Source organism: Ferruginivarius sediminum, from assembly GCF_003344765.1.
GTDB lineage: Bacteria > Pseudomonadota > Alphaproteobacteria > Kiloniellales > Rhodovibrionaceae > Ferruginivarius > Ferruginivarius sediminum.
This window is the reverse complement of record NZ_QPMH01000018.1, coordinates 60,005-71,810: the sequence shown is the minus strand read 5'-3', so window position 1 is coordinate 71,810 and position 11,806 is coordinate 60,005. Positions and strand designations below refer to the sequence as shown.

13 protein-coding genes are annotated in these 11,806 nt (G+C 64.9%); 5 read left to right on the top strand and 8 right to left on the bottom strand.

Annotated features, from left to right (window positions below; all coding sequences use genetic code 11):
* Positions 1–174: 174 nt before the first annotated feature.
* From DRB17_RS15845 to DRB17_RS15830, 4 genes are all read right to left on the bottom strand, one after another.
* Entirely contained in the window at positions 175–1,068 is an 894-nt protein-coding gene (locus tag DRB17_RS15845) for a phytanoyl-CoA dioxygenase family protein (protein WP_114583200.1), read from the bottom strand.
* A 181-nt stretch (positions 1,069–1,249) separates the two neighbouring features.
* Positions 1,250–1,663 carry an SRPBCC family protein gene (locus DRB17_RS15840; RefSeq protein WP_114583199.1) on the bottom strand — a complete coding sequence of 138 codons (414 nt, stop codon included), beginning with the start codon at positions 1,661–1,663 and terminating at the stop codon, positions 1,250–1,252.
* 158 nt (positions 1,664–1,821) lie between these two features.
* Positions 1,822–3,093 carry a DEAD/DEAH box helicase gene (locus tag DRB17_RS15835; protein WP_241503866.1) on the bottom strand — a complete coding sequence of 424 codons (1,272 nt, stop codon included), beginning with the start codon at positions 3,091–3,093 and terminating at the stop codon, positions 1,822–1,824.
* A gap of 297 nt (positions 3,094–3,390) precedes the next feature.
* Complete coding sequence (locus tag DRB17_RS15830; protein WP_114583197.1) at positions 3,391–4,407, bottom strand: zinc ABC transporter substrate-binding protein; 1,017 nt, start codon at positions 4,405–4,407, stop codon at positions 3,391–3,393.
* Between the two features lie 88 nt (positions 4,408–4,495).
* Here DRB17_RS15830 and DRB17_RS15825 point away from each other — a divergent pair, with 88 nt between their 5' ends.
* Genes DRB17_RS15825 through DRB17_RS15815 form a run of 3 tightly spaced genes read left to right on the top strand, consistent with a single transcriptional unit; the run spans position 4,496 to position 6,592 of the window.
* Complete coding sequence (locus DRB17_RS15825; protein ID WP_114583196.1) at positions 4,496–5,008, top strand: Fur family transcriptional regulator; 513 nt, start codon at positions 4,496–4,498, stop codon at positions 5,006–5,008.
* The gene (gene znuC, locus DRB17_RS15820; RefSeq protein WP_241503865.1) at positions 4,998–5,792 is read left to right on the top strand and encodes a zinc ABC transporter ATP-binding protein ZnuC; all 795 of its coding nucleotides are present in this window, start codon (positions 4,998–5,000) and stop codon (positions 5,790–5,792) included. The genes DRB17_RS15825 and znuC overlap by 11 nt, the downstream gene beginning before the upstream one ends.
* On the top strand, positions 5,789–6,592 hold the full coding sequence (locus DRB17_RS15815) for a metal ABC transporter permease (RefSeq protein WP_338322702.1): 804 nt from the start codon (positions 5,789–5,791) through the stop codon (positions 6,590–6,592). The genes znuC and DRB17_RS15815 overlap by 4 nt, the downstream gene beginning before the upstream one ends.
* Before the next feature lie 14 nt (positions 6,593–6,606).
* On the opposite strand, the gene DRB17_RS15810 is transcribed toward DRB17_RS15815, so the two are convergent.
* The 4 genes from DRB17_RS15810 to DRB17_RS15795 are packed head-to-tail and all read right to left on the bottom strand — an operon-like array spanning position 6,607 to position 10,119.
* The gene (locus DRB17_RS15810) at positions 6,607–7,209 is read right to left on the bottom strand and encodes a PqiC family protein (RefSeq protein WP_114583193.1); all 603 of its coding nucleotides are present in this window, start codon (positions 7,207–7,209) and stop codon (positions 6,607–6,609) included.
* Positions 7,206–8,201 carry an MlaD family protein gene (locus DRB17_RS15805; protein ID WP_114583192.1) on the bottom strand — a complete coding sequence of 332 codons (996 nt, stop codon included), beginning with the start codon at positions 8,199–8,201 and terminating at the stop codon, positions 7,206–7,208. The genes DRB17_RS15810 and DRB17_RS15805 overlap by 4 nt, the downstream gene beginning before the upstream one ends.
* 34 nt (positions 8,202–8,235) lie before the next feature.
* Positions 8,236–9,003 (bottom strand): ABC transporter ATP-binding protein, encoded by a 768-nt coding sequence (locus DRB17_RS15800; RefSeq protein WP_114583191.1) that lies wholly within the window; start codon positions 9,001–9,003, stop codon positions 8,236–8,238.
* Between the two features lie 6 nt (positions 9,004–9,009).
* Positions 9,010–10,119, bottom strand: a complete 1,110-nt coding sequence (locus DRB17_RS15795) for an ABC transporter permease (RefSeq protein ID WP_114583190.1) — start codon at positions 10,117–10,119, stop codon at positions 9,010–9,012.
* 266 nt (positions 10,120–10,385) lie between these two features.
* On the opposite strand from DRB17_RS15795, the gene DRB17_RS15790 reads away from it, so the two are divergent.
* Complete coding sequence (locus tag DRB17_RS15790; RefSeq protein WP_114583189.1) at positions 10,386–11,003, top strand: trypsin-like serine peptidase; 618 nt, start codon at positions 10,386–10,388, stop codon at positions 11,001–11,003.
* Between the two features lie 127 nt (positions 11,004–11,130).
* Positions 11,131–11,760 (top strand): glutathione S-transferase family protein, encoded by a 630-nt coding sequence (locus tag DRB17_RS15785; RefSeq protein WP_114583188.1) that lies wholly within the window; start codon positions 11,131–11,133, stop codon positions 11,758–11,760.
* The last annotated feature ends 46 nt before the right edge of the window (positions 11,761–11,806 follow it).

The following is an 11,806-nucleotide window of genomic DNA, read 5'->3' as shown; positions in this document are numbered from 1 at the left end:
TGCCGCATCCAGCCGCTCCCGCCTTGCTCACGTCAGTAACAACGTCGCTACCAACGTCAGCCTAAGCGGCGAACGTCAGATGCCAAGGCGGCCCTGACCGGCCGGTTACGAAATGCCCGCGAGCGGAGGCCGTTCGCGGGCATTTTTCGTTTGCCGGAATTGATGGGACAAAGCTCAGCGCTTGGCCTCGTCCTGGGATGCAAACAATGACTTGTAGCCGCCGCTGAAATCCGGCGGAAGCTCGATGTCCCCTGCGACGAGGCGCGCATGGCTTGCCGGTTCGCCGCGCACCATGGCGTTGCGGTGGATGCTGTCGATAACAGGCGCCGTGAACGCGAAGGCGTCCGCCGCGGCATACTGGATCGTCAAGGTCGTAACGAGCGAATCCGTCGGGTTCGGTTTCGAGCCGTGCACGGCGAGACCGTGATGGATGATCACGTCGCCCGGTTCCGCTTCCAGGTCGACCGCGTTCGCGAAGTCATCGAGGGTCATGCTGTCCTCGCAGGTGAAGACATAGGTGCCGTCACGCCAGGTGCTCAAGGGCCCTCGTCGGTGGCTGCCTGGGACCGCTTTGATGCAGCCGTTGTCGCGGGTTCGGGCGTGCATCGGGACGCTGACAGCCAGCAGGTCGAAATTCGTGTGCGGAAAATGCGGCCAGTCCTGATGCCACTGGACGTCGGATGCCTTGCTGCCGGGCAGCTTGAAGTTGATCTTGCTGTGATAGAACTTCACTGCACCGCCCAGGAGGTCCGCGGCAAGATCGCCTACAACCGAGTCGAAGGCGGTCTTCACGTAGACATCGTGCAACTCAGTGGGGCGCGAGATGCGCCGGATCAGCGGCGTCTCTGCCGTGTGGCCAGGGGCGATGTCGTAGTAGTTGTCCGACCCGGAAATCTGGCGTCCCTTCTCCCAAAGCGCGCTTGTAACATCCTGAAGTTCCTGCAAAAGGTCGGCTGGAAGAATGCCGCGTGCGATGATGAACCCCTGCTCGTCGTACTCGGCGATCTGCGACTCCGTGAGGGCCTGGACGTGAGGTTTAGGACTTACGGGCGCTGATGTATCTGGCATGACGTCTCCAAACAACTATCGGATTTTAGCTTGCAGGAAGATGTGTCGTTAAAGCGAACGGCCTCACAGCCGCCGTATGCGGCACACCAGTGGTTCACCATCGCCCCGGGGCCGTCCGGGGCAACTTTTGAATTGGCTTTAAATCGTCACCCGCTTTACTCGACGCCGGACCCCGAGCGGTTCACCCGCCCATCATCTTCCTGAGGTTGTCCAGCCCCGACTGGTAGACGTTCTCTATGGCCTTGCGGGCCTCGTCGGGGTCCGAGGTGGGATCGAAGTGGCCGGACCAGGTGACCTTGCTGTTGCCCTTGCCGTCGTCCTCGACCTTGATGGTGGACTTGTAGTTCTGGACCGGCAGCGGTCCGGGTTGCGTCATCGTGTAGGTATAGGTGCGGCTGCCGTCGTCCTTCTCGACCAGTTCCTCGACGATCTCGCTGCCGTCCACGAGGATGAGACGCCGTTTCTTGCCGCCTTCCTCCGTTTCGCTGGACGAGATCGCGGGGTGCCAGTCGGCCAGCGCGCCGAACTTGCCGATAGTTTCCCAGACCTCCTGAACCGCGGCTGGAACGTTTGTGTTCACCGTGACATCCACCATGACGACCTCCCTGCTGTCCTGCTGTGCCGTTTCGGCTTGGCCAGTACAGCCAGGGTCGCATGATGGAAAGTGAATTTGAAGCACAAGCCGCGCCGCACGCGATTCAGGGGCGTGCGGCGCGGCCGTGGATAAAGTGGGTAGACGGGTAGGGGGAAGCGCTATGCCGCGTTGCGCTCGGCGTCCATGCGCCGGCCGTTGCTCTGGCCATTCGCGTTGCGCCGACGCTTCGGGCGGCCGGGTTTGCCGTTGGCTGGGCGTTCGCTCTTTCGGTTGTCGGCCTGTCGCGGGGCGCGGCGGGGAGCGTCGCCAATGACCGTGAGACGCTGCTTCGTCAGCCTCTCGATGCCGCGCAGGTGCACCTGCTCGGACGGGTCGCAGAACGACAGCGCAACACCTTCCGCCCCGGCGCGCGCGGTGCGGCCGATGCGGTGGACATAGCTTTCCGGCACGTTCGGCAACTCATAGTTGACGACATGGGTGACGCCATCGACGTCGATCCCGCGCGCCGCGATATCGGTTGCCACCAGGACGCGGGCCTTGCCGTTGCGGAACTGCGTCAACGCCTGCTGACGGGCGCCCTGGGTCTTGTTGCCGTGCAGCACCCCGGTCTCCACGCCGTCGGTCTCAAGCTGCCGGGCCAAGCGGTCGGCGCCGTGCTTGGTGCGGGTGAAGACGATGACGCGCGAGAGTTCCGGGTCCCGCAGCAGCTTGGAGAGCAGGCCGCGCTTCTCGGGCTGGGCGATGTGGAAGACGCGCTGGTCGATGCGCTCCACCGCCGGGGTCTGGGGGCTGACCTCGACCCGAACCGGCTGGTTCAGCAACTCGTTCGCCAGTTTCTCGATCTCGCGCGGCATGGTGGCGGAGAACAGCATCGACTGACGGCCGTCCGGCAGCATGCCGGCGATCTTCCGCACGTCGTGGATGAAGCCCATGTCGAGCATCCGGTCCGCCTCGTCGAGAACCAGCGTGGTCACCTGATTGAGCTGCACGCTGCGATCGTTCATGAGATCCATCAGGCGGCCTGGCGTCGCGATCAGGATATCGACCCCGCGGGACAGGGCGCGCACCTGCTTGCCCTTCGGCACGCCGCCGACGACAACGGCAGTGCGCTGGCCCAGCGAGCGGCCATAGGTGCGGCAGGCCTCGTTGATCTGCACGGCCAGTTCACGCGTTGGTGCCAGCACCAGGGCGCGTGCGCCGCCGCGCGCCGGACGCTGGCGATTGGCTGCCAGGCGGTGCAGCAGGGGCAGGGAGAAGGCGGCGGTCTTGCCGGTTCCCGTCTGCGCCACGCCAAGCACGTCGCGGCCGTCGAGCAGGGCCGGTATGGTCTGCGCCTGCACCGGCGTGGGCGCCGAGTAGTTCTCCGCCGCCAGGTTGCCCAGGAGGCGTTGGTCGAGTCCGAGGTCGGCGAAAGTCGTTTGAGTCGTCAAAATCAATATCCTTCTGCGCCGTACGCGGCGCCGGCAATGCATGCGGGCGCGCTTGCCGTATGGCGGCGCGTTGGGTTTGTTCCACACGCTTCTGGAACGAACGGGCTATGTCGGGGATTGTCTCGGGATGAAAGACAGCCTCGGGCCAGAACGAGCCGGAGCCGTACACCGCGTGATCGCGAGAAAACCGTATGCCTTAGATGACGGTCCGGGGGGCGGAAGTCAAGCGTTAAGGCGCGTTGTCCGCCTCTTAAATGCCCGCCCGGACACGATGGTGCTGGCCCGTTGCGGCTTCGTTCAGCTCTCGCCTTGCAGGCACGCCGACAGGTTGCGGGCGAGGTCCAGGAGCATTTCCGGATAAGCCTCGGGCCCCGGCTCGTGCGCAATGCCCAACGGGTCAAGCTCGCCGACCCTGGTGTCGGTTCCCTCGATAACCGTCGCTACCAGATCCGGCGCGAACTGCGGCTCCCGGAACACGCAGCGCGCGCCAAGTTCGGCCATCTTGGCGCGAATCTCGATCAGTCGGCGGGCGCCGGCCCGCTGGTCGGGACTGAGGGTGATAGAGCCGGCTGCATTCAGGCGGTAGTGGCGCTCGAAATATTGATAGGCGTCGTGGAAGACGACGAAGGGAATGTCCGCGACCGGGGCGACGATCCGCTGCGCCTCCGCCTCCGTCTTGCGGATACGCTGGCGCATCTCCGCGGCATTCCGCCGGTAGGCGTCGGCGTTGGCCGGATCGACTTCGGCCAGGCGCGCGGCGATGGCATCGACGAGAACCAGCGCGTTGTCGGGATCGAGCCAGAGGTGGGGATCGACTTCTTGATCCGGGACCCCCTGCACCGCGTGACCATCGTGTTCGCGCTCTTCTCCGTCGTGCCTGTGCTCATGCGCATGCTCGTGCTCATCCGCCAGCGCGTTCGCCTCGTCGTGGGCGTGCCCCTCCCAGGTGCCGCCTTCGCGGATACGCAGCAGCCTCAGACCATCGACGTGCATAAGTCGGAACGAAGCAGACGGCCGCGCAATGTTGGCGACCGGTCGCTCAAGGAAGGGTTCCAGGCTGGGGCCGACCCAGACGACCAGATCGGCATTCTCCAGGGCCTGGGCCTCGGATGGCCGCAGGGAATAGGTGTGAGGCGACTGGCCGGCGGCCACCAGCAGGCGCGGCTGGCCGATGCCCTGCATCACACCGGCGACAAGGCTGTGGACCGGATTGATGCTCGCAACGACGGATGGCTCCGCCGCCGAGCCGAATGTCGTCAGCGATGCCGCAAGCAGGATCGATGCCTGGAGCGCGATGCGGCCAAGCCTGCGCATGGGAGCCTCCGGAAGCCGGTTTCATGCCTTGAGGGCGGCAAAACGATACGATATAACATTCATGAGTCAAGCCTGCCGGAGATGCCCCATGACCGAAGCGGATGCCGTCACGGCGTTCGATCAGCACGAGCACGACCACCGCAAGTGCGTCGTGGATGCCTTGAGCGTGGCCGAGAGTATGTGCGAGCGCGAGGGTGCGCGTCTGACGCCGCTCCGGCGACGCGTGCTCGAGCTGATCTGGTCGCGCCGCAAACCCGTCGGTGCGTATGAGCTTCTCGATGAGCTTTCGCGGGAGCGGGGCCGTGTGGCACCTCCGACCGTTTACCGGGCCATTGAGTTCCTGCTGGACCAGGGCCTGATCCACCGGATCGAAAGCTTGAATGCCTTCGTCGGCTGCAGCGAGCCGCGCCGGCCGCATGCTGGATACTTCCTGATATGCCGGGGCTGCGGGGCCACGGCTGAACTCAAGGACCGGCGGATCGACGGCGCTATCCGGGCGGGCGCGCAACGTCTCGGCTTCCGGCTGGAGGGGCAGACGGTCGAGTTGCGTGGGCTCTGCCCGGCATGCGCCGATGAAGGAGGGGCGCGCGTTGCCCACTGAGACACCCCCGCTGATCGAAGTCTCCGACGTCAGCGTGCGGCTGGGCGGCCAGGAGGTCCTGAAGCACGTCGACCTCAACATCCACGCCGGCGAGATCGTCACGCTGATCGGGCCGAACGGTGCGGGAAAGACCACGCTGCTGCGCGTGGTCCTTGGGTTGTTGAACCCGACGCGGGGCCGGGTGATGTGCCGCCGCGGCGTCACTTTCGGCTATGTCCCGCAGCGCTTTGCGATCGACCCGACCCTGCCGATGACCGTGCGACGGTTCCTGTCGTTGCCCAAGCGCCGCTCGCGGACGGACATCGAGAACGCGCTGGAAGAGGTGGGGGCAGGCTATACCATCGACCGGGAGTTGCAGGCTCTGTCGGGCGGCGAGTTCCAGCGCGTGATGCTCGCCCGGGGATTGCTCCGCCGGCCGGACGTCCTGGTGCTGGACGAGCCACTGCAGGGTGTGGATGTCGGTGGCCAGATCGCGCTTTTCGACCTGATCGGCCGGTTGCGCCGGGCGCACGGTTTCGCGGTGCTGATGGTGAGCCACGACCTGCACCTGGTGATGAGCTCGACCGATCATGTCGTCTGCCTGAACCACCACGTCTGCTGCCATGGCGAGCCGGAGGCGGTCAGCCGGCATCCCGAGTACCGGGAGCTGTTCGGGCGGGATGCCGGGCGTGCGCTCGCGATCTACCATCACGCGCACGACCACGGGCATGACGCGCACGGCAATGTGGTCCCGCTGAACCGGGACGGGACGCCGCAGCGCAAGACGGGGAGCGAGCGCGAATGATGCTGGAGGCGGAGTTCCTGCAGCGCGCGCTGCTCGCCGGCCTCGGAATCGCGGTTGTCGCCGGGCCGCTGGGCTGTTTCGTGGTCTGGCGCCGCATGGCCTATTTCGGCACGAGCCTGGCGCACAACGCATTCCTCGGCATCGCGCTGGGCATTCTGCTGGGCATCGATCCAATGTTCGGTATCGCCGCGGCGGCGGTGGCGGTCGCGTTGATGCTGGTGTTCCTGCAGCGCCAGCGCAGGCTGGCGGACGACACGCTACTGGGCATCCTGGCGCATGGGGGGATGGCGCTGGGCCTGGTCGCCATCAGCTTCCTGGAAGGCGTGCGGGTCGATCTGCTCACCTACCTGTTCGGCGACGTGCTGGCGGTCGGATGGGGTGACCTCGGGTGGATATACGGCGCTGGTGCGGCGATGCTGGCCGGTCTCGTGCCGCTCTGGCGTCCGCTGCTGATGATATCGGTGCATCCCGAGCTTGCGGCCGCCGAGGGTATTCCTGTGCTACCGGTACGGCTGGCCTTCATGCTGATGCTGGCGATTCTCGTCGCCATTGCCATGAAGGTCGTCGGGATTCTGCTGATCGTCTCGATGCTGATCATTCCGGCGGCCGCGGCGCGGCGTTTCTCGTCCACGCCCGAGGCCATGGCGGTGTCCGCCGTCGGGGCGGGCGTCGTCGCCGTGGTCGGCGGCCTGTTCGCGTCGATCCAGTGGGACCTGCCGTCAGGCCCGGCGATGGTGGTTTGCGCCACGGTGCTGTTCAGCCTCTCCCTTGTCGCGGGCGAGTTCGCCAAGCGGGCCTGATCACCACGGATAGTCTAGCTGACGGAATCGGTGATGACGTTCGCGATTTCGTGGCTTAGCTGGTGCGTCAGGCGGTTCATGGCGGAGATCAGGCTGTCGAAATCGCTTCCATCCACCGGCCGCTGGTAGCTGGAGCGTCGCAGGATCAACTGCTCCCCGGTCACCGCGTCACGCAGCCGCCAGAGCGCGGCGAGCACCGCGTCTCCCTCGGCGCTCCGCTCGAAGCGCAGGAACTCGATGAGAAGCGTCAACTCGGCATCTGCAATCCCGGAGGGAACGACGACGAAGCCGTCGCCCTGAAGCAGATAGGCGAGGTCCTCGGTCATCACGCGTGTCAGGTTGACGTCCAGCGGCTCCGCCCACTGCTCGAACTGGGCCAAGTCGAGGCGGTTCTGAGTCTCGCGGCGAATGATGGCCGGTCGGTTCAGGTATTCCGGGAGTTCCACGCGAGGTATGGCAAGCGTCCGACCTTCGGATGGTTTGGAGCCGCCGGGTGGCGCCATCGTATTGAGGACGTAGTAGCGCGACGGCAGGCTCTCGCTGCAGCCAGCGATAATGAAAGCAAGGATCAATAGGATAGCCGGGCGCCAGGAATACATGGCGTTGCGCTTTCTCATTTCTTGCCGGTCAACAACGCATTGGGGTTGCGCTCCAGAACGTCCGCCAGCGCCCGCACCGACCGCGCGGCGGCGCCGATCTCGACGATGGAGCGGCGCAGGTCGCGACCCATCGGCGCGGCGGGGTCCAGGGCCCGCTCCACGGTTTTCAGGGTCGTGCTCGCCTGATCGAGGGTGCTGGCGAGCTTGCGGGCGGCGGCGTCGGCTGAGCGGACAGTGGCCCGCGTATCCGACAGCGTTCCGTCCACGCTGTCCTCCAGCCGGCCCATGGTATCTCCGCCCTGTATCATGAGGCCGCGGACGGATTCCGCGGCGGCATTGATATTGCCCGCCATATCCGCCAATTGCGCGTTCGAATCGTTGATGAGGGTATCGAGATCGTCGATGACCTTCGCGAGGCGCTCGACCATCTTAGCTTCCTCCGCGGAGCGCGCCAGGGCGTCGAGCGATTCCATCGTGCTGGACGTCGAAGCCACCAACCCTTCGATGTCGAGCTCCTCAAGCGTCTTCCGGACCTGCTGAATGTCGGAAGGGACCGTAGGTATCTCGATCAGATCGGGATCGGTTTCGTGCAGGACCACGGGCGTATTTGGTAGGAGATCGAGTTCGACGGTGAGTTGGCCGGTCACAAAGCTTTGCGACACAAGCTTGGCACGCAGGCCTCTGTCGATCAGTTGCTGGACTTCCTCACGGCTTGGCAGCATTGCCGATCTGATAGCCGGGCGCAGTTCCATGACGACCGGAATGTCCGTCGCCACGGCCTCAGGGTCATAGACGAGCCGTATCTCGGCGACTTCGCCGATCTGCACGCCGCGGAAATTGACTGGTGCGCCCACGCGAAGCCCTGCCAACGACCCCTCGAAGTGCGAAACGGCCGTGGTCGTTTGCTGGAAATACTTGCCGCTGCCGAAGAATGCGAGACCGAGGACGAGAAGCGCCAGGGCGCCGACGATGAAGCCGCCGATAAGGGCCGGTTTAGGTTTCGCGCTCATCTCAGACCTCGCCTCTGGGGCTGTGCCGTAACGGCTAGGCCGCGACTTCGGTTGCGCCGCGTTTCAGGAACTCCCGCACTTTCGCGCTTTCCGCCGTTTCGACAAGTTCGCGCGGATTGCCATGGGCGATGGCGGCCTTTGCCTCGGCACACAGGAAGACCGAGTTGTCGGCGATGGCGAAGATGCTGGCCAGCTCGTGGCTGACGACGACGACGGTCGCGTTCATCGAATCCCGCAGCTCCAGGATCAGGTCGTCCAGCCGCCGCGAATTCAACGGATCGAGGCCGGCGGACGGCTCGTCCAGGAACAGGATGTCGGGGTCCAGCGCGATGGCGCGAGCCAGCCCGGCGCGCTTGCGCATGCCGCCGCTGATCTCCGAGGGGTAGTAGTCCTCGAACCCGCGCAGGCCGACGAGGGCCAACTTCAACGTGACGATCTCGGCCACTTGCTTCGGTGACAGGCCGGTAAACTGCTGCAGTGGCAGGCCGACGTTTTCCGCCAGTGTCATCGAACTCCACAGTGCGCCCGACTGGAACAGCGTGCCGAAACGCCGGTTGAGGCGCATGCGGGTTTCGTCGCTGGTACCCCAGAAGCTCTGGCCGTCGTAGAGCACGTCGCCCTTCGCGGGACGCAGCAGACCGATCATTGCTCTCATTAGCGTGGACTTGCCGCAGCCGCTGTCACCCATGATGACGAAGACTTCATCGGGCGCGACTGCAAAGTCGAGGTCGCGCTGAACCACGAATGTCCCGAAGGCCAGCGTCAGGTTGCGGACTGCGATGCGCGGCGTCGCCTCTGCCATGTCGCTTTATATCCCCAGGATGTTGGTGAGTATGGCGAAGACGGCATCCAGGGCGATGATCCACACGATGCCGGTCACCACGGCCGAGGTTGCCGCCTGGCCCACGGCGGCTGCGTTGCGCCCGCACTGCAGGCCTCGCAAGCAGCCGGCAAAGGCGACGACCGCGCCGAACACCGTGCCTTTGGCAACGCCGATGGCGACGTTGGTGAGCCCGACGCCCGCCTGTGTTTCCTGAAGATAGGCCGTGCTGCTGATATCCAGCATCCCGACGCCGACCAGCCAGCCGCCCAGAATGCCGACGGCGTCGGCGTAAATCGTCAGCAGCGGCATCATCAGCATCAGCGCCAGCATGCGCGGCAGCACCAGGAAGTCCATCGCCGAGATGCCCAATGTCTGCAGCGCGTCGATTTCCTCGTTGCCTTGCATCGTGCCGATGTTGGCGGCGAAGGCGGCGCCGGTGCGGCCTGCCAGCGCGATCCCGGTCATGATCGCGGCCATCTCGCGGGTCATGGCGATGCCGACCAAGTCGGCCACATAGATCTCGGCACCGAACTGCTCAAGCTGCACGGCGCCGACGAAGGCCAGGATCAGGCCGACCAGAAGCGAGATGATGGTAACGATCGGCAGGGCCTCGGCGCCGCATTGCTGGATCGCGAGCCACAGGTCGACGCGGCGAAAGGTTGCCCGACCGGTCAGGAAGCGCACGAACATAAGGGCGCACTCGCCGAGAAAGGTGACGGCGGCATGCCCGCCCGACGCGGTGTTCAACGCCGCCAGGCCCACGCTTTCCAGGAACGACGCCTTGCTGGCCACGCGTCGCGCGCCTGCGCGTTCCGGGACAGCGAGCGCCATTTCCACCAGCCGCCGGGCACCCTCGGGCAGACCCGTGGTCTCCACCTGGATATCGCGCTGCGCGGCGGCTTCCAGGGTTGCCATGACGAAGCGCACCAGCGCGCTGTCCCATCTTCCGACACCGCTTGCGTCGATGTGGAGGCGGGCGGGCACGACGGGCTGGTCGAGCGTTCGCTCCACCGGTTCGATACCCGGCAAGCCGGCAGAGATCGTCCAGTCCCCGCTGAGCCGTAGCAACCAACCGTCCTGCGGATCGGACTCCATGGCCAGCTGGCCGCTCCCGCCGGGTGCATTGGAAGCCGATACGGCCGTATTCGACGCGCTTGCCAAAGTGTCGCTCCCGGCTGTGCAAGTCAGGCTTCCACCGCAGCCCGGTGGCACGATACGCATGTACAGGCTGTATATTACGGCAACGAGGAGCAAGCTCTATCCACTTCCGGATACGATGCGGAAGCGAAAGCGGCAGCCCCGTACATGCTGAATGAACGGGCGGTTAGAGCCAAAACGACCAAGCGGAGAGGACGACCGGAATGCGCACTGCGCTAGCGGCCATGGCTGGACTGGCGTCACTACTGGCGATCTGGACACCCGCGCTATCCGACACGCTGGAGGTCGGCCGCCTGAACTATGCCGGTTACAAGCGGATGCAGCACTGTTCTGCATTCGTGGTCGATGGCGGGCATCTGGTGACGGCCCGGCACTGCCTCGACGTCCCGCCCAATGGCCGCATGCATTTTCTGGAAGCCTACGACCGCGGTGACTGGGCGGCCCATGTCGAGCTTGCTCCCCAGCGGTTCAGGGGCAGCGATGGAACGGATCTGGCGATTGCCTGCGATGCCAGGGCCGCAAATGTGGGCGGCCTTGCCATTGCCGGTGAGCCTCCACGCGATGGTGAGGTTCTGGAGGTCCTGGGGTATGGCGCACCGCGCGACCAGATTTTGCAGCGGGCAACCTGCCCGGTGAAGCGTACAGGCGACGACGGAACGCTGCTGCTGGCCTGCCGCGTTTCCGGCGGCACCTCTGGTGGCCCCGTGGTACGCAGCCGGAACGGCAAGCGGCAGGTCGTGGGCGTCGCCTGGGCAAGCGGACCGGATGTCACGCTCGCGACGAGGCTGGAGCCCGGCCTTCCGAAAAAGGTTTGCCGGTAGCAGGCGTCGCCTTTAGCCCTGTTGGAACAATTGCTTTTCGGCACTTTTTCTTCGGGGTAGAAATGAGCGGAACGCTGCTTCGTCCAATCATTTCTCACAACCTCCGGGAGCCGGAGTTGGGATCGGCATGAGACCAGTACGCCTATTCGGCGCAAGGTACAGCGTTTACACGCGTATTGCTCGCTTGGTCCTGCTGGAATCGGGGATTCCACATGAGCTTGAAGAGGTGGATATCTTCCGCCCGGCGGAGGTGCCAAGTGACTATGCTGCCCGGCACCCCTTCATGAAGATCCCAGCCATGGAGCACGATGGCTTCAGCCTCTACGAGACCGATGCGATCGCGGCATACGCAAGTGCACTGACATCGGCGGGGCAGGACCTTGTTCCTTCCGATCCTGGCTCAGTGGCCCGAACCCGCCAGATCATGCGGAGCATGGATAACTATGCCTATCCGGCCTGCGTATGGGGCATCTACGTGCCTCAGCACGAAGGAAATGTACGAAACCCGGTCGATAGAGAGGCTGTTGCCAGAGCGGAACGCGTGCTCGATGCCCTGATGGACCTGTCGGCCGCACCGTATCTGCTGGGACAAAGCATGACTTTGGCGGATCTCTGGGCGCTGCCGATGCTTGCCTATCTCAATGCGGTACCGACGGGGCGTGAGTTGCTTGTAAAGCGCCCCAAGCTTACCGATTGGCTTCAGGTCATGCGCGAACGGCCTAGCGTCAAGACGACACGCTTTCCTGCGGAAGAGTGATGCCGAAGGCGTCCTGAATCACGCCGGAGTCCGTGCGGCAATTCGG